Genomic DNA, 18,032 nt, shown 5'->3' with positions numbered 1-18,032 from the left:
TTCTTGTGTAAGTTTTGTTCAAGACAAAAGAGTTTACAATACTTAACAGTAGCTTCGCTCTGAGTATCAACTGTGTTTTTTAATCTAAATTAATATTATGTCAACTTTTTCTCTCAAGCGCTTAGCAGCTAAACTTTCAGGAAAAACGACGCTGCAAACTGTACTCATAGTTCCGTTTGTCTTGCAAGTATTTGCCGCGGTGGGAATTGTGGGATATTTATCATTTAAGAACTCTCAAAGAGCAGTCAACGATCTTGCGGATCAGTTGATGGGAGAAGTGAGCAATCGCATTGAGCAAAATTTGAAAACTTATCTGCAAACTCCGCACCAAATCAATCAAACCAAGCTGGATTCAATCAAACTGGGTTTTGTGAATATAAAAGACTTGTCAGCTTGGGAAAAGTATCTGTGGCGGCAAGTGCAATTATATCCTTATATCAATTTTACCTCGTTCGCCAATCGCAATGGAGAATACCGCACCGGCGAAAAGATGTCGGATGGGACTTTGTTGATTAACGCCTCCGGCCCGTCTACCAAATTTAATTTTTATTCCTACAATACTAATGATACGGGCGATCGCACCAAACTAGCAGCCACCATCAAAAACTTCGATATCAGACAGAACCCTTTATACAAAGATGCGTCTCTAGCAGGCAAACCCACTTGGAGTTCAGTTGATATCTCCTTGCTAGAACCCACACTGATCGTCAGCGCGCTGCAACCAGTTTACAACAACCAGAAACAGCTAGACGGAGTATTAATTACTGCTTTGCGTCTGGACGGTATCGGTCAATTTTTAAACAGCCTCAAAATAGGCAAATCCGGTCAAACTTTTATTATCGAAAGAAAGGGAACGCTGCTGGCAACTTCCACGCGCGAAAAACCTTTCCGCAACAAAAACGGTAAAAAAGAACAGTTTCAAGTCAAAGCAAGCAGCGATATCGTAACGCAGAATACAGCTAAATACTTAGAAAGTCACTTTCAAGATTTGCAGCAAATTACCAAATCGCAACTAATCCATTTTGAAATAAACGGCCAGCCGCAATTTTTAAAAATCCTGCCATTTAAAGATGGCAAAGGTTTAGATTGGCTGATTGTCGTCGTCGTTCCCGAAGCCGACTTTATCGAACAAATTAATGCTGGCAATAGAACTACAATCTTGCTATGTCTGGCAGCTTTGGCCATAGCAACTGTGCTAGGAATTCTCACTGCTCGCTGGATTACCAAACCAATTTTACAATTAAAAGATGCAGCAATAGATTTGTCTGAAGGACAATTTGACAGAACTGTCAATCTCGATCGTTCCGACGAGTTGGGCGTACTTGCCGCTGCTTTTAACAGCATGGCAGCACAACTGCAAGCATCTTTTAGTGCCTTAGAAAATAAAAATACCGAATTGCAGCGACTGGACAAACTGAAAGACGAATTCTTAGCCAATACTTCCCACGAACTCCGCACTCCCCTCAACGGTATTATTGGGATTGCAGAATCTTTAATAGACGGTGCTACCGGGAAACTGCCAGAAACAACTAATTTTAACTTAGCTTTGATTTCATCGTCGGGAAAAAGATTGTCTTCTTTAATTAACGATATTCTCGATTTTTCTCAGCTCAAACACAAAACTCTAGAACTGCAAACTAAGTCCGTCAATCTCCGAGAAATAGTCTTTATAATTCTCAAATTATCTCAACCATTGGTAGGTACAAAAAACTTGCAATTGATTAACTCAGTTGCTCCCGAATTGCCGCCAATAGCAGCCGATGAGAATCGCTTGGAGCAAATACTTTACAACTTAATTGGCAACGCGATTAAATTTACTGAAAGTGGCACAGTTGAGATTTCAGCAGCATTGATAACGAGCCATGAAGAATCATCGCCTAATCCCGAATTGGCCATTACGGTATCTGACACGGGAATTGGCATCCCCGAAGATAAATTAGAACGAATTTTTGAATCCTTTGAACAAGCTGACGGTTCCACTGCTAGAGAATATGGTGGCACAGGTTTAGGGTTAGCTGTTGTCAAGCAATTAGTGGAATTACACGGCGGTAAAATCTCGGTATCTTCAGATGTCGCGGTCGGTTCCCAATTCATCTTTACTTTGCCTCTATCTGATAGTCAGCCGGAATTTAGTAGCAAACAGCCGCGTTTGACTGAGGGCGAGGGGATTTTAATTACTCCTGAATTAGATCCCCAATCATCTCTAGTAAATTCTACTCTCTCAGCCCAAAGGAACTTGATAGAAGAAGGTGAAAAAATAAAAGTTTTGGTAGTCGATGATGAACCAATTAATATTCAGGTCATTGCCAACAATCTTGCTGTGGAAAACTATGCGATAACTCAAGCGAGCAACGGCAGAGAAGCTTTAAATTTGATTGAATCGGGATTTAAGCCCGACTTGATTTTACTCGACGTAATGATGCCACAGATGACTGGTTATGAAGTCTGTCGAGAAGTTCGCAAAAAATACTCGCCTTTAGAAATGCCAATTTTAGTGCTGACTGCAAAAAATCAAACTAGCGACTTGGTAGAAGCTTTTAATTCAGAAGCGAATGATTATCTAACTAAACCTTTTATCAAAAAGGAATTGCTGGCGAGAATCAAGACACAAATTACCCTGGCAAAACTGAATGCAGCTTACGGCAAGTTTGTGCCACACGATTTTTTAAATTTGCTTGAAAAACCGAGTATTATTGAAGTCAAATTAGGCGACAATCAGGAAAAGAATATGACTGTACTCTTTGCTGATATTCGTTCTTTTACGGTGCTTTCAGAACAGATGACACCTGCTGAAAATTTTGCATTCATTAATAGTTACTTGGGAAGGGTTAGCCCTGCAATTAGGAAAAATAACGGATTTATTGACAAATATATCGGCGATGCAGTTATGGCTTTGTTTCCTACATCTCCATCAGATGGTGTGCGAGCAGCAATTGATATGCAAAAAGAATTGAATATCTACAATGAGCAGCGAGAACAAAACGGCTTGTTGCCGATCGCGATCGGCATTGGTTTGCACGCGGGAAATTTGATGTTGGGTACAATTGGCGAGCCAGAACGGATGGAAAGTACCGTGATTTCTGATGCGGTGAATCTCGCGTCTCGTTTGGAAGGATTGACTAAGGTTTACGGATCGGGAATTCTCGTTAGCGGTGAAATTATCGATCGCCTAAACGATTCAGAAACATATAACTACAGATTTGTCGATCGAGTAACGGTGAAAGGAAAGACAACTGCTGTGTCGGTATTTGAAATTTACGATACAGAAACAGAGAAGAGCATTCTCCTCAAGCAGCAAACTGCGGAGATTTTTCAAGAAGCTCTCAATTTTTACTACCACAAAAAATTTGTTGCCGCCCAAAAAATATTTGAGAATATTTTAGACATCAATCCTGACGATCTGGTAGCAACGCTGTATTTCAAACGCTCTCGCAAGTATCGAATGTATGGAGTGCCGGAGGGGTGGTCTGGGGTGGAAGATTCGGCGGAAAAATAGGCGTTTTTTTGGCAGGAAAAGGGCTCGCTTCGGCTGCGCTATTCGAGTAAAAAGAGGGAAGAGGGAAGAGGGAAGAAGGCTTTAGTGAGCTAGGAGAGAAGACTTTAGTTCTGGAGGAGAGAAGGAATCGATCGCATTGGTGTCAGCAATTAAAAACGTCCTCAGCATCGGGCCAGGTTGCAATAAAAGATAGGGCGCGCACTGCACGCCCTACTCTGTTTAAGATATGGTAGTACAAACTTTAAAATACAGTTGTACAAACGCCCAATTTATTCCAAGTTTTGGGGCCGACAATGCCATCAGCAGCGATTTGTTTTTGCTGCTGAAAACTGATGAGTGCTTGTTGGGTTTTCGGGCCGAACGATCCATCAGTATTTAGGGAAGATCCACTGACATTTAAAAGTCGTTGGAGGTAGCGGACATCCTCATTTTGAATGGTGGCATCTTTGCGTTGGAGTAGGGGAAAATAACGGCAGGAAGGTAATTCAATGCGAGTTGCGTTTGTGGTTTGCATGGTTGGATTATCTATTTATTGTTTGCAAGTTGCGAACGACAGAGAAGTGCGGGAAAATGTTGGGAGTGATTTAACAAGGAGGTTCGGTAACGCAAGCGCCTAATTTATTCCAAGTTTGCTGGCCAACAATGCCATCAACAGTAATCTTATTTTTCTTTTGAAAGTTGATGACTGCTTGTTCGGTTTTGGCGCCAAAGAATCCATCAGTTGCTACGGGATATCCTTTTTTTAGTAAGGATTGTTGGAGATAGCGCACGTCTTTATTGGAAGCGCTGCTATGATTTCGTTCCAGTGTGGGCAAGGAAGAGCACATAGGTAATTGAGCTTGAATTTCGTTTGTGGTTTGCATGGTTTGATTGGGGATTAGTGGTTTGCGAGTTGTTTGAACTTGCTATTCCCCAGTTGTAGCTGTGGAGGAAAGTGCTTTAACAGTCGCTTTTTTTAGTGACACTTATCTGGGGTAGCTTAAATGAGTGACAGAAGAAAGGAATTTCCACAATGGATTGAACGGATGTAACAGATGGATGTTGAGAGTTGAGGGTTGAGAGTTGACTTAATTAGACATTCTAGGAGGCCGAACTTAATTATGTAAAGTTTCAGGGAATAATTGTGTAGCATAGATTTATAGCATGAGGTATAGCCTTTCTCAGAAAGATCAGGTACGCTTTCGGAATAGGGCATAGGCTTCCGTGGGCATAGGGCATAGGGCATACCTCACCACGCTTGAGTACCGCTATATTAGAGATCGATGTCGATCGCACCGACGAAGTAAGCCAGCTAGCCAAATCCTTTAGCAGCATGGCATCTCAACTACAAACATCCTTCGCCGGATATCAACCGATTCAAGTCGGCGTAGGAGTGCATTTCGGACACATGATGGTGGGCATAGTTGGGGAAGCGGAGAGAATGCAGGGAGATGCTTTTTCGGATAATGTGAATTTAGCTTCTCGTCTGGAAAGTCTCACTAAGTTATAGGTCGTATCTTTGATAATTTCCGAGAAATTTTTAGATAATGTCAACCATTTGATTGAGAAGGGCGTACCGGAAAATTGGTCTGGGGTTTGGACTTTAACTCAGAAGTGATATCGTAGTATCGGTAGATCGTAGATTTGCGGCTTTCAAACAACTTGAGAATTGAGTCAACGACAATTTCTGTAACTCTTGGGTTAAAGTCGGAAATAAAGTTATCGGCTGCCAAATTTTCCCGAAAAAACTCCTTAGCCCGATCGCACTGATAGCGCATTTCGTCAAAACCCACAATTTTGACGATAAATGTTGTGAGGGGCGAGTTTTCCAAATCGGTATTATAACTGCTTTTCGCCCGCCCATTTTCTAATAAATTCAATACTTCCGTTTCTAAAGCAGTTTGAGGTTGGTGAGGTTTATCTGTTTCTGGAAAAAAGCTTTCCAGACGGATGCCTCCAGCGGCTCTATCTGGAAGTTCTCCCATCATCATCACCAGAGAAACATCGAGTCCCAAACCCGAAGAAAGGGCTTCCAGCAGGGCGATAGCAGCCAGTTTGCATCCCAGATAAAGCTGGGCAATTTGGAGATTGTACTTAGCGGTAGTTTCCCAGCGTTGATATGTGCGATCGTCTGGATATCCCTCAAACTGCCGGAAAATCACCTCTGGCTTGAGATAACTCAGAAAACCCTCCATCTTCTGCAAAGCAATTCGGTAGTCGCGAACCGTGTAAAAACCGCAGCAGGTGAGATTGTGATTAGTTTCCGGCAGTAAATTCCAGGTATTTGCCAAAAAAATGGCTGAACTCTGGTAAGCAAAACTGATCACATCCCGGTTAGCAATTCGCACAGCTTTTTTCACAGTTTCCCGCATTTCCTCGTCAGTCAAACTGAGGTTAAACAGGTTAGTTATTGCTTGCAAGCGGTGATAAAGGCGCTGGCTTGCTGTGATTCCCGACTCGGCGGCGGCGCGAAACGGGATTGTGGCTTCAATGCAGCCTGCAATTTGAAGCAATTGCTCGCGTTTGAGAAATGGTTCGAGAGCTTTTGCCGCCACCACAGCGCTGAGAAATTCGTTTTGTCCGGCGAAGGGATTGAGCACTTCTCCGGGTACAAAACCGAATACCAGCATTACCATCTCGAATGTAGCATCAGCAGACAGTTCAGATCGATCGCGAATCTGTAGCTGTTTGTTAACCTCTTTGGTAACAGGAGTGATGTAGTAGCTGACGTTAAAGTTAATGCTGCGATCGACTTGCACGTAGACGATATCGTGAAATAAAGCTGCCAAAACCTCGATCGCATCTTCATTTCCTCCCACCTCAAAAATATGTTCGGGAGTGTGAAAAAACCGCCAGGGCCCGGTCATCGGCTCAACTATCAGTTCGGCAATCCGAGCGAGTTCAGTTGGTTCGACTTTTACGTTTAGGCGATCCGTCGCCCAAATCAGCTTTTCTAAGCATTCTAAGTATGCTTCTTTGCTATCAATCACAGTCTTTTCCAATAACATTACTGTCACGTCAGCTATCCTCTTGTTAGTTGGATCTTTTCGTAGATATGCCCCGATTTTTTTGGTTTCTAAGTTTTTTGTTGAAGACTTTCGCTGAAATTTAGGAGGCAAATACTTACTTAAAATCCACTTAATTTCCGGTAGCTGACCTCCCCTGTTTCCCCAATCTAATTACCACAAAGTATGACAAGTAAACCACATAAATTGCTAAACCTGTCAGACCCAACAATCCCAAAAATTGAGGGTTTGCCCTACCGTGAAACATCTCTTTGTACAGCCAAGGTGGATCTAACCAAATGCGGCAGAAAGGTTCGTCAATTACCTGACTTTGGGATTTAAAGGCACAGGTTAAGAAGGGAATTTGAACTAGAGCGCCCAAACCGCTGTAAACAGTAATCGCCCACCGCCAAGCTGTAAAGGCCAGTTTTAAAGACGACTGGGGGCGATCGGCAATTTCCTCGTTTAAATCCTGCCAAAACCATAGACAAGCAGGAATCAAAGCCCTACCCATCACTGACGACACAAAGCTCAGAGGCATCGCAGCCATCATCAGGTAAAGTGTAATTGCCAGCAAACTCGCCACTCGCCAATAAATCATCAACAAACGGGCGATCGCATCAGCCTTTGCAAAAACAGCCCAAATCAGCACTACCAGCGGGATCGAAATTGTTAATAACACTGACAAGCGGTAATCCATCCAGACAAGCGGTTGAAACCAAGGCCCGGTGGCTGCTAATAAAAGACTCAACATATTGGGGAAAATATACTCACTTATTTGTGACAGATTCTACTACAAAAGCGCTCAAGAAGATAAGACGGCGGTTGAAACCGCTTCTTGTCAAACGTAGGCGTTAGCCTTCGGGAAGGGTAGTCCGCCGACGCGGTGTAAAGAAAACAACTTAATTTCAAACATCGGTTCTTCAACCCGCTTGGAGTGGGTTTTGTCTGTGTAGACGCGGTTTCAACCGCCCGGTCTTCTTGACAAGGTAATTTATAAACCGATGAAAGAATCCCGCGCCAAAAGCTAAATTTCGGCGCGGGAGGGAAGACAAGGAGCTAAATTCCTCGCTTATTCGTCGTAGATGCGACACTCAGCAGCGTCAGGATTGTCGTCGCAATACTTTTCAAAAGAATTTTTAGGTTTGACTTGCTTTTGGTGGGAAGCTTCAGCTTGCAGTTCTTCAACTGCGTCCCACGCCGCAGCGCATTCCCCGGAAGTTGCGCCCTTGATGTCACAGACGGTACGAGCGCTTTCTAGTTCTTCTTCAATTTTTTCTTCGATGTTGCCCGCGGGTGTTGTTGTCATAAACTTATTGACTAAGAAAGGTTTTCTTTTTGGATGTTAGCTTGTGTTTGACTTGCAGTTTCGCTCTGGCGACCTCAACTAATACTAGCTTGAGATGCGCTGCTGTGGCAGCCCAGATAAAAACCATCCATAACTGCGATCGCAGTAGCGGTCTCTACTTCCTGCTTTACTTTAGCCGATCGGCGGATTCTAGTCCACAGGCATCAATGCAGGTCGAGCCGACCTGACTTTTGATAAAAACATTACAGGAAGTTGTGGTGTCAAACTGTATTGAGCTTTATCTTTTAAGATTTCGCTGAAGACAGCATTTAACACTCAACAGATTGATTCGAGACTCATGTTAACTTATGTTAACACAAGAACGGCCAGGGAAGGGAATCGATCGCCCCAGAAAACCGTCCCGCCAGTGGCCAGTTCCGGTTAGCCTAATGTAAGACATAGTTTTATAAAAAAGTTCGCCTTATGGACAAGCAAAACCAAATGCAATGGGTCAGCGCCTTATCAACCCGTCCGTCTTTGGAATCAGCCCTCAAAGAAGTTGTAGAACAAGCCGATCGCGAATTAGAAGGCCCGGCCGATTTAGCGCTGATTTTTATCTCATCTGCCTTTGCCAGCGAGTATTCTCGACTGATGCCTTTACTCGAAGAATTACTGCCAGTGCCTGCGATTCTGGGCTGTGGCGGTGGAGGAGTCATTGGCACGAATCGGGGCGGGCTCACCGAAGAAGTAGAGGGTTCTCCAGCAGTCAGCCTGAGTCTCGCCCGCTTACCGGGAGTAAACGTCAGAACATTTCACATCAGTGCAGAAGAACTACCGGACTTAGACAGTCCGCCGGATACTTGGGTGGATTTGTTGGGCGTGCCAGCCGACGAAGAACCGCAGTTTATCATCTTGGCCGACCCTTTTTCGGCAAAAATTAACGATTTGCTGCAAGGGCTAGATTATGCGTATCCGGGTGCGCCGAAGGTAGGGGGACTCGCCGGCGGGGACGGTGCGGGCAGGGGCGCGGCGCTGTTTTGCGACTATCAGCTTTACCGAGAAGGGACGGTGGGAGTGGCTTTGAGCGGGAATATAGTTTTGGAAACGATCGTTGCACAAGGCTGTAGACCGATCGGGCATCCTTATCGGGTGACGGAAGGAGAGCGCAATATTGTGCTCAAACTCGAAGAACAAACCGACGATATCGGCACCAGGAGTGTCGAGCGATCGCCCTTAGAGGCCCTGCGAGAGTTAGTTCAAACTTTGAGCCAAGCAGACCAAGAATTAGCGCAGCACTCGTTATTTGTCGGCTTAGTCAGCGATGAATTCAAGTTTAAATTAGAGCCGGGAGATTTTTTAATCCGCAATCTGTTGGGAGTAGATCCAAAAGTGGGGGCAATTGCGATCGGCGATCGAGTCCGTCCCGGACAGCGCATCCAATTCCACCTGCGGGACGCGCGCACCTCCGCAGAAGACCTAGAAATGCTGCTCGATCGCCATCAGCGGGCGGCCGAGTACAGCGGTACATCCAGCGCCGGTGCCTTGATGTTCTCTTGTCTGGGGCGCGGCGAAGGGCTTTATGGCCAATCGAATTTTGACTCACGACTGTTCGGCAGATACCTCAAAAACATCCCGTTGAGCGGCTTTTTCTGCAACGGCGAAATCGGCCCCGTCGGCGGCAGCACATTTCTGCACGGCTACACATCCGTATTCGGGATTTGTCGGCAAAATTCATAATCAGTTGACAGTTGTCAGTTGTCAGTTGACAGTTGACAGTTGACAGTTGACAGTTGACAGTTGTCAGCTTGCCCGAAGAGCGCAAGAGAAGGGTTGACAGTTGACAGTTGACAGTTGACCGACTAATGACTAATGACTGATGACTGATGACTAATGACTAATGACTAATGACTAATGACTAATGACTACTGACTAATGACCAAAAACTAAAAGCGGCAGGTGACTGCCGCTTTTAGCTCTAACTAGATGTCTGGAAACCTTAGAAACTAAAGGTTGTCCGCAGGACTCCTACCCAGATATCGTCATTGCGTTTGTTTTGTTCGGGATTCAGAATCACGTAAACGCCCGGTGTCACCGAAATAAAGTCATTCACTTGGAAGCGATAGAAACCCTCTAAGTGATAAGAGGTGTTGCGGTCTCTGGCGACATCGCTCTCAGTAACTTTTGGCGGTACGCCGGCGATCAAACCGAGGAGGTTCCCAGGCTTACCAAAATCTGGCAGCGCCAAGAAAACAGCACCATTCTGAACAGTAGCGTCATTGTGGCCGCCCCGTTCTTGCTGAGCCTTCGTGTAACCGTACCAACCGCCAAGCTGGAAGCGGCGGCTGGGTTTGAAGTTAACTTGCACCCCATAGTTATTGGATGTAGTCGATGCTTGACCGAAGGGGCGGTTAGCCAAGGCACTGCCCGTACCGCCCATGATCCCAACATCGCCTCCCCGATTGTATTTGTGGTTGTAGCTAACACCAATGTCAAATGCTTGGCTCAGATTTAAGTTGAGCTGACCCAAAGCGCTGAAAGAACCGTCGGCAATGCCCCGGCCGTTGGCTGGGTCGGGAGCGTCGCCGTCGGAGGCAAGATAGGCTGCTGTGGCTCTCACGGGACCCAAGTTGTATTTCAGAGCAGCACCTGCTCCTTCGGGACCGCGGAACACTGCTGGGTTGTAACGTCCAAATCTGGAGAGAGCACCGTTGCCACTACTTTCCAAGGGAGCAGTAAGCTCAGCAACGTCATCGAGCCTCAGTCCTTTCGGGCCGAAGTAGACTGTAGCGTTGCCTACCGGAAAGCGATACCACAATTGATCGAGGGAGAATTGGCTGCCGTCTTCGCCGTCGATGGCGACGCGAGCCATGTTCGTACCAGTGGCAGTTGCTGCACCGTAGTTGGCGATGTTTCTAGCTTGCAAGCGGGTTCTGAGCAAGTCTTTACCCGTGAAGCTGGTGTTGAAGTTCAACCGCACTCGGTAGCCGAGGTTGGTCACAGTTTTGTCGTCCCGCAGCCCAACACCATCTCCGAAGGTGTCGCTGGCGAGAAAAACGGCTTCTCCTGCCAGTTTGGTTGTGGTGGAGAACTGGTTGGCTTCGAGTTCTGCGGTGCGAGCTTCTAGGCCATCTACTCGTCCGCGCAGGGTAGCCAGTTCGGCTGCAAATTCTTCTTGCAGGCGTTGCAGGATTGCTAAGTCGTCTTTGGTGACGAAGGTACCTGTTGATGAGCTAATTAGCTTGGTTACTTGGTCTAAGCAAGCGTTGACGCCGGCTGCAAATTCGTACCGAGTCAGGGCGCGGTTGCCGCGGTAGGTTCCGTCGGGATAGCCTGCGATACAACCGTAGCGTTCGACTAGGGATTGCAGGGCTTGGAATGCCCAGTCTGTCGGCCGCACGTCGGAAAGTTGAGAGACCGATGTCACTTGGGACATGGCTCCAGATGGTTCGGCGGGGAGGGCTTGGGGTGCTGCTGGGACGATCGGGCCACCCATGCCTGCGGGTGCTGTCTGAGCAATTTCTACCTTGGCGGCTGGGGTGCTAGCAATTGCTGGCACTTCAGTTTTGGCGGTTGCTGCCGGGGTGCTTTCCACTGCCAAGTCTGAGGCTTGGGGCGATGGTTCGGCTGTGGTGGCAGCAGCTAGGGGCTCGGTCGCGGCCGCTGTGGTGGCAGCAGCTAGGGGCTCGGTCGCGGCCGCTGTGGTGGCGGGGGCGATGGGGGCTGCTGCATTGATATCAATCGCTGCTGTTTGCAGTGCTGTGGCGCTGGTTTCTGGTGCGATTGCTGCCAGTTTTTGGGCGTCTGCCGAGGCCGGAGCGATGCTGTTTAAAGCCAGCTTTTCTGGGGCAGCAGGGGTTGCTGCAACTGGTTCTGCAATTTTTGACTCAGATGACTGAGCTGTGGCTACTTGGTTGGCTTCAGCGGTTGCGGTCGCTTCGGTGGCGATCGCACTGGCACTGACAACTGATGATAGCCCCAGAATAGCCGGGGATACTAGCAATAAATTCCAAAAAATTCTGTTCATTTTCCTCACACCTTCACACTATAAATTCAACTTGATCAGCAATTCTCAACTGCTAATTTTTGTGGTTGCTTGCCTGCTGACAATAACAACTGCCAAAATAGAACATATCCATAGCTGCTGATTCACAGTAGGCGTGTTTAGTTCCCGCTTGAACGTAGGGGCTGGCCCCTTCTACGGCCCAGGCATCTATTCAGGTCAAGCCCACATTACCTTACGGTTGATTATATCATCACCTGGTGACGTACCCACACGCTATGCGAAGCATACAGTCGGGGCTTCCCGTTTCAACCGCCGCTGCCTATACCATTTTTGAATGATGTTGGTCTTATGCAGCGTCCGGAGGTTTGACAAGCCATCTTGTCCTCACTCCCATCGCACGGCGTGCGATCCGGGCAGACTCCCTGCGCCCCAAGGAGTTCATTGTTTGATTCGTAGAACACACCAGGGGATTTACTGCAATGGCATACCAGTTAGGCGTATTCTTTCCCCGAGCTCTGGTCTTTCTGTGGCAAGCGTATCACCGCTACTTTAACCTGTCTGTTCGAGAATTCGGGCGGGTGATGAACCGTTTGTACCATACCAGATTCTTTCGCTTTGTTGTTGAAAATTGGCGATTCCTCATCGATGTCAAAGGCAAAAGTATGGTTCAGGCAAAAGCCGACATCCATTCGTCATCGCCCTGGCTTTCATCCCACACCAGCTAAGAGTAAGGTGTGGGGGTTCGCGCGCCCGCTAGCTAAAAAAGCCAAATTTTAGGCTTGACCAATTTGGACTCTCTGACGATCCCAGCATTCGGGACTTGCCAGGGCGATCGTCCTTTTTGAGACAAGCTGTCGCCCAGTTTAATTCCCTGCTACTTTAACACAATTTTTGGGTTTTATGAGTGTGGCTGCAATGGGTGTTGCTTAATATCCAATCACGCCGGGAATGCTCTGTTGCTTGAGACACCAACTCTACCGAAATTTTCTAGCGATTTGATGGCTGTTTTTGGCGTAAGGCGATCGTAGGAGTTTAATGCTAAGCTGGCAAAAATGCACAACTCAAAAATAGTGCTGTCGGAACAAAAAAACCCAAACGCTGTGGGTGGAAATTTTAGTAAAAGAATGAGGGGTTATGGAAGATTTTGGTATTATTATTGCCTGCTGCGACCAGGATTATTTGTTTGCTAAGGGTTGCTGTGCTAGCATTCGATATTTCCTGGGAGATGTGCCGATTTGTCTGCTGATTGACGGTACTTTTTCTGTGAGTGCTTTGGAAAAGTCTTACGGGGTACGAGTGATCGATCGCACAACGGTATCTGAAGAGGTGCTCAGGAAAAGAAGTTTTGGTTGGGGAAAAACTAAAATGATTGCTTTCTGGGAAAGTCCTTGGTCAAATTTTATGGTTTTGGATGCCGATACCATCGTCTGGGGCGATGTTCTGAAGTTGGCTAATTTTCAAGAATTTGATTTTATTGTAGACAAGCCTTGTTACGATTACTCGGATGCGGATGTTTCAGAATTTTTCTTTGATATTCCGGGCGTTGAGAAGTATTTTCCGAAGTTTCGGTGGTCGGAATCGCGATCGAACTATTTCTGCACGGGTACTTTTTTTGCTAAACGTGGTGTTTTTAGCTTGGAAGAATACGTAGAAATTTTAGATTTTACTGAGGCAAATCCGGGGATATTTAAGTACGGAGAAATGGGGTTTTTGAACTTTATGATTTTTCGGGCGGCGCAAGAAAATCGGCTGCGGGTGGAAAATGTGGATATGCAGTTGTTGGTACCGGATTTTGACCAGGATTTGCTGAAAAAGCGGTTTCCGGTGGCAGAAAGTGGGCCTGCGGCCGATCGCACTTCGCCGACTGTGATTCACTGGTGCGGCCCGAAACCAACTTTATCGACATCTAAAGTTTACTCGGAACCAATGAATTTTTGTCGCCGCAAGTGTCAGGAGGATGTTTGGAACCGCACGGGTTTGGCGGCCCAGATGTCGCTGCAAGTTGAGGATTTACAGCGATCGATCTATGTGTATAAGAATAAGTTTAAGAAGAAGTTTCGGCAGTTAGTGCGATCGACCTAAAAAATTACCTGAATTCAGTTCTTATATCGTTTCCGGTTGCATCGGAATTATATATTTGAATCGTCGAGAGTGCGATCTTAAGAACTCGTGGCCTCTCACTGCCAGCGGGGACAGCACTACATAGGGCTTGCTGAATAATTGATCGCTTTTTGGTGATCGGGAGTGATCGATTATTCAACCAGAGTTAGACATGAGTTTTCCTGCCTCCCGATTGAGGGAAATATAAGCGCAGATTATCTGAAACCCAAAAACAGGCGTTGTTTTCCCCGAACCCCATAAAAACACACAAAAAACCCGGCGCCACCAGGTAGAAAGGTTTATTACTAAAAAAGTGATAGCAATAGCTGTACGAGATGTATTCTCCAGTTTTGTCATTACCAGATTCAGGCTAAACCTTCGTTTTGCTTGCCCAAATTTTCCCTCAATTGCCTGACGAATGTTCTCATCTTCCTTGGCTTGCTGTTTTTTTTCTTTACTCACATTCGCTGGAGGTCTTCCTAGGGGTGGGCCACTAATTCTAATGCCTTTTTCTTTACACCAAGCTCGGTTCTCTCTTGTACGGTAGATGCGATCGGCATGAACTGACTCTGGATAATATCCTGTGAAGCTATAATAAGCTTCTACTTGTGCTTTCAAGTCTCCTGATTCGTTATAATTATCCCAGCTCATCCGGTCTAAAAATACATATCCTTCAAAACAGCTCGCCGATAGTTTAGCTCCAAATTCTACGCTTTTTCCGGCTTTTCCTCTTACTATAGGGCGGATGTGGGGCTGACTTAAACTTACTATTCTATCTTCTATGCTCTGTTTGTTATTTTCAAACAACCACTGTTGTTGGCGATAGACTTCTGTTAGAACTAGCAAAGTTTTATATTGCTTTTTATTCAGACTTTCTAGACCCGCACCTGACTCAATTAGTTGTTCAATATGACCTAAATTTCTTTTGATGTATTGGAGTTGTTTCTTAATTGCCTGTTTTCTTTTCTTGCGAGTTGGTCGTCTTTGCTTGGCTAATGCTAAGTAGTCCTTTCTTGCTAGATTGCGGTAGGTTCTTGGTTTTTGGTTGGTTTGATCTTTGATCTGCTTATACAGGATATCTATAATTTTTTCGGTATGAACTCTGGCTTTGTTTAATAGTCCTAAGTCAGTCGGATAGGTAATGTCGGCTGGCGCGCAGGTTGCGTCTATGATTAGTTTGCCGCGATTGGGTGACTCATTTGTAGCGTCTGAATCCTTTTTTTTTTCAGTTTTAACTGGGGTGATGGAGCGCATTTTTTCAACCATGCGTTCGTTCACTTTGTTAATTAAGTTCGGAGTAATTCGTTGCCTAAAATGTACTAATAATGATGGGTCAAATGGTAGCTCATTACTATAGCTTGATTGACCGATAAAGTATTGCAGATAGGGGTTTTCACGGATCTGTTCGACAGTTTCGCGGTCGCTAATTCCCAGCTTTTCTTTGATAATTAATGCCCCCAATGCCATCCGAAATGATTTGGCTGGTGCCCCCTTTTCTGTGGGGAAGTTTTCCGCATATTCTGATTCAAATTCTGACCACGGGATTAGTTCGCCCATTTTGACCCAACGGTTGTCTGGTGACAACCTTCCACATGAGGGAAGTTCAAAGTCGGAGGGTGAGGGAGGAGCAAGCTCAGCTTTTTTGTACACGATCGCACTGGGTGATGCACGGGTTTTGATCTATTTTACCTGTTTATCTTGCACTTTATTCTCGATCGCAGTATCGAAACTCAGACGAGGCAATATGTGCTCGATTATTCAGCAAGCCCTAATTAGATGTCGATTCTGAACTGTATTCCCCAATCTAAAATCTAAAATCGCCAATCTAAAATCAAATTAGGGGCCTGAGAAAACGGCATCTTCAATGTCGTGACGCGAGAGAGAGTATTTGAAGGCTCGCTGAATGTCTTTACCGTCGCCCCCCCCGTCAATGTAGCGGACGGTGATTTGGTCGATATCGAGTAAGAGTTCTGCTTTCCAGGTAGGTCGATCGATCTGCCAGCAGTGGAGTTCTTGCCGGTCTTGCTCGCAGCCGCGACTGATTAGCCACTGCTCGATTTCCGGGAGTGGATGGCTGTATAAAGGAGTATCAGCGGAAGGAAGAGTCATAAGATTTTATAGAAGAAGGAAGAAGCAAGAAGGAAGAAGGAAGAAGGAAGAAGGAAGAAGGAAGAGAGAAGAAGGAAGAAGAAAGAGGGAAGAGGGAAGTATATTTGACACTCCTCGACCTGAAGGTACGAGGATTCTTAGATCTTAGACCGGACTTAAATCAAGAACATTTTTTTGCACCTGACCCAGAGATCCAATCTCCCTAAGCGTTTACGATCTCAAAGATCGAAGTTCCGACGTGCCCCGTCGTACTTATCCCGCGATTGAGGATATTAATTGCGGCATTATGATCTCTGTCCATCTCACACCCACACTGACAAATATGGGTTCGAGTGGATAGAGATTTCTTAACCACAAAACCACAACTGCTGCATTCTTGGCTTGTGTAAGCTGGATTCACCGCAATGGTAATCCGACCGAACACTTTTCCAAAATATTCTAAGAACATTCTGAACTGATACCAAGAAGCATCGCTAATCGATTTGGCTAAGCAGTGATTTTTAATCATGTTAGACACTCTCAAATCTTCATAAACTACTACATCGTTTGATGTGATTACGCACCTTGCTAACTTAATAGCATGGTCTTTGCGTTGTCTACTTATTTTGAGATGTCGCTTACCTAAAATCACTCTAGCTTTACGGCGATTCAAACCACCTTTTACTTTCCGGCTTACAAGACGCCCGGCGCGTTTTAATCGTGCTTCACCTCTACGCAGAAATCTAGGGTTGGGAACCATTTCGCCGTTTGAATCAGTGTAAAACTCTTTAAGTCCCACATCTAATCCAATCGTTTTGCCTGTCATGGTCGCGAGTTCTACTCGGTCTACTTGGAGACAAAACTGGACGTAATATCCATCGGCTCGTTTAATTAGTCGAATTCGTTTGATTTGGTCTGGCTGATAGAAATTGAGGTCGCGAGTCCCTTTTAGCTTCAGCTTGCCAATGCCGCACTTATCCGTAAATGTAATTGATTTCCGATCTGATGCCAGCTTCCAAGAATTAGTTTTATATTCAACGGATCGACAGTCTTTTTGGAATTTGGGGAAGCCAACTTTCTTTCCTTTGATACCCTTTTTGATATTTTCGTAAAATCGGGAAATACTAGCCCATGCTCTCTCCGCACTTGCCTGTCGAGCCATTGCACCTAACTTGTTCGCAAAGTCAAATTCTTTGGCCCAAATCGCACAATACTTAGAAAGATCGAACCAAGATTTTGCACCACCATCCATCCACAGCCGGATTGATTTATTGCGAATAAATTGACAAATTCTAATCGCTTCATCGATCGACTGAAACTGATTTGGTTTTGCGTAAGCCTTGAATTCGAGAACAAGCATTTTTCTATTCCTCCTGTTCCTACAATAGCAGACTCGTCATAGGAATAATCAACATTCTGCCAGAATCCGGATCAAGTCCCCCTAGAAGGGGGAGGCTCGCGTCCCCATTTCTTTGGTAGGGCGATGCACACCGCACCCAGAGGCTTGTAAGTGCGTCAAACCAATTTTTGCAGCCAGCACTGTTTAATTGCCGCGAATTAAGCCGATCGCGATCGCCAGTACCAAACATCCGACTAAAGTAGATCCCATGATAAACAGGGCGAATATTTCTCCTGGGGAAAGAGGGCGATCCGTGGGGTCTAGGTAAGCCGAGTTAGAAGTTTTTTCACGCGATCGAGAAACCGGAGTGTTGAAGCCTGGGGGCGACTGAATCACGTTCACGCGAGAGTAGCCTATTTTGAGGTCGTAGGCGAGGCGGCGTTCTGGGTTGCTGAGGGTGGCGTAGGCGTTGTTTAGCTGCTGAAATTTGGCCGTGGCGACGGAGGGCGACAAGTTGGTGGTATCGGGATGGTAGAGTTTGCTCAGTTCCCGGTACGATCGCCTAATTTCGATCGCGGAGGCTGAAGGATGCAGCCCTAACAAGCCGTAATGACCGGAACCCAAGGGGGTTTTTCCTGAGATTTTTTGACTTTTGTTTTTCGCAGTTACCTGGTTAGGATTCACCTCAGCGCCTCTAGGCTTTTTATGAATACTTTTCGATCATTTTAGCCTAA

General features: G+C 45.9%; 15 protein-coding genes. 5 read left to right on the top strand and 10 right to left on the bottom strand.

From position 1 onward, the window contains the following. Positions 1-97: 97 nt before the first annotated feature. Positions 98-3,496: an ATP-binding protein gene (locus tag QUB52_RS04740; RefSeq protein ID WP_332974691.1), complete on the top strand. Its 3,399-nt coding sequence runs from the start codon at positions 98-100 to the stop codon at positions 3,494-3,496. 241 nt (positions 3,497-3,737) lie between these two features. On the opposite strand, the gene QUB52_RS04735 is transcribed toward QUB52_RS04740, so the two are convergent. Both QUB52_RS04735 and QUB52_RS04730 read right to left on the bottom strand, forming a co-directional pair. After that, positions 3,738-4,010 carry a peptidoglycan-binding domain-containing protein gene (locus QUB52_RS04735; protein WP_332974693.1) on the bottom strand — a complete coding sequence of 91 codons (273 nt, stop codon included), beginning with the start codon at positions 4,008-4,010 and terminating at the stop codon, positions 3,738-3,740. Positions 4,011-4,080: 70 nt separating this feature from the next. Further along, positions 4,081-4,359: a peptidoglycan-binding domain-containing protein gene (locus QUB52_RS04730; protein WP_265238115.1), complete on the bottom strand. Its 279-nt coding sequence runs from the start codon at positions 4,357-4,359 to the stop codon at positions 4,081-4,083. Between the two features lie 374 nt (positions 4,360-4,733). On the opposite strand from QUB52_RS04730, the gene QUB52_RS04725 reads away from it, so the two are divergent. Continuing rightward, entirely contained in the window at positions 4,734-4,985 is a 252-nt protein-coding gene (locus QUB52_RS04725) for an adenylate/guanylate cyclase domain-containing protein (protein WP_332974694.1), read from the top strand. A 40-nt stretch (positions 4,986-5,025) separates the two neighbouring features. Here QUB52_RS04725 and QUB52_RS04720 read toward each other — a convergent pair whose 3' ends face one another. From QUB52_RS04720 to QUB52_RS04710, 3 genes are all read right to left on the bottom strand, one after another. Next, positions 5,026-6,483 (bottom strand): hypothetical protein, encoded by a 1,458-nt coding sequence (locus QUB52_RS04720; RefSeq protein WP_332974697.1) that lies wholly within the window; start codon positions 6,481-6,483, stop codon positions 5,026-5,028. 130 nt (positions 6,484-6,613) lie between these two features. Next, a complete protein-coding gene (locus QUB52_RS04715; protein ID WP_265238112.1) occupies positions 6,614-7,234 on the bottom strand; it encodes a DUF3177 family protein in 621 nt (206 codons plus the stop codon). A gap of 318 nt (positions 7,235-7,552) precedes the next feature. Next, positions 7,553-7,789, bottom strand: a complete 237-nt coding sequence (locus QUB52_RS04710) for a Calvin cycle protein CP12 (protein ID WP_106148740.1) — start codon at positions 7,787-7,789, stop codon at positions 7,553-7,555. A gap of 480 nt (positions 7,790-8,269) precedes the next feature. Here QUB52_RS04710 and QUB52_RS04705 point away from each other — a divergent pair, with 480 nt between their 5' ends. Continuing rightward, entirely contained in the window at positions 8,270-9,505 is a 1,236-nt protein-coding gene (locus tag QUB52_RS04705; RefSeq protein WP_321161636.1) for an FIST signal transduction protein, read from the top strand. Positions 9,506-9,764: 259 nt separating this feature from the next. Here the strand turns inward: QUB52_RS04705 and QUB52_RS04700 are convergent, their stop codons facing one another. Continuing rightward, positions 9,765-11,792 (bottom strand): iron uptake porin, encoded by a 2,028-nt coding sequence (locus QUB52_RS04700; protein ID WP_265238109.1) that lies wholly within the window; start codon positions 11,790-11,792, stop codon positions 9,765-9,767. Positions 11,793-12,250: 458 nt separating this feature from the next. Here QUB52_RS04700 and QUB52_RS04695 point away from each other — a divergent pair, with 458 nt between their 5' ends. After that, a complete protein-coding gene (locus QUB52_RS04695; protein WP_332969941.1) occupies positions 12,251-12,496 on the top strand; it encodes a hypothetical protein in 246 nt (81 codons plus the stop codon). A gap of 409 nt (positions 12,497-12,905) precedes the next feature. After that, positions 12,906-13,853, top strand: a complete 948-nt coding sequence (locus QUB52_RS04690; protein WP_332974696.1) for a hypothetical protein — start codon at positions 12,906-12,908, stop codon at positions 13,851-13,853. Between the two features lie 174 nt (positions 13,854-14,027). Here QUB52_RS04690 and QUB52_RS04685 read toward each other — a convergent pair whose 3' ends face one another. From QUB52_RS04685 to QUB52_RS04670, 4 genes are all read right to left on the bottom strand, one after another. Continuing rightward, on the bottom strand, positions 14,028-15,521 hold the full coding sequence (locus QUB52_RS04685; RefSeq protein WP_332975678.1) for an IS5 family transposase: 1,494 nt from the start codon (positions 15,519-15,521) through the stop codon (positions 14,028-14,030). A 186-nt stretch (positions 15,522-15,707) separates the two neighbouring features. Beyond that, a complete protein-coding gene (locus QUB52_RS04680; protein ID WP_265237450.1) occupies positions 15,708-15,980 on the bottom strand; it encodes a DUF3143 domain-containing protein in 273 nt (90 codons plus the stop codon). Positions 15,981-16,182: 202 nt separating this feature from the next. Beyond that, positions 16,183-17,319 (bottom strand): RNA-guided endonuclease InsQ/TnpB family protein, encoded by a 1,137-nt coding sequence (locus QUB52_RS04675; protein WP_332976121.1) that lies wholly within the window; start codon positions 17,317-17,319, stop codon positions 16,183-16,185. 183 nt (positions 17,320-17,502) lie between these two features. Continuing rightward, positions 17,503-17,982, bottom strand: coding sequence for a J domain-containing protein (locus tag QUB52_RS04670; RefSeq protein ID WP_332975380.1), 480 nt, complete (start codon positions 17,980-17,982; stop codon positions 17,503-17,505). Positions 17,983-18,032: the final 50 nt, after the last annotated feature.

It is taken from the genome of Microcoleus sp. A6-C6, assembly GCF_036705955.1.
In the GTDB taxonomy this organism is placed as follows: domain Bacteria; phylum Cyanobacteriota; class Cyanobacteriia; order Cyanobacteriales; family Microcoleaceae; genus Microcoleus.
The sequence above is the reverse complement of the archived record's forward strand: the minus strand, read 5'-3'. Positions and strand labels throughout refer to the sequence as shown.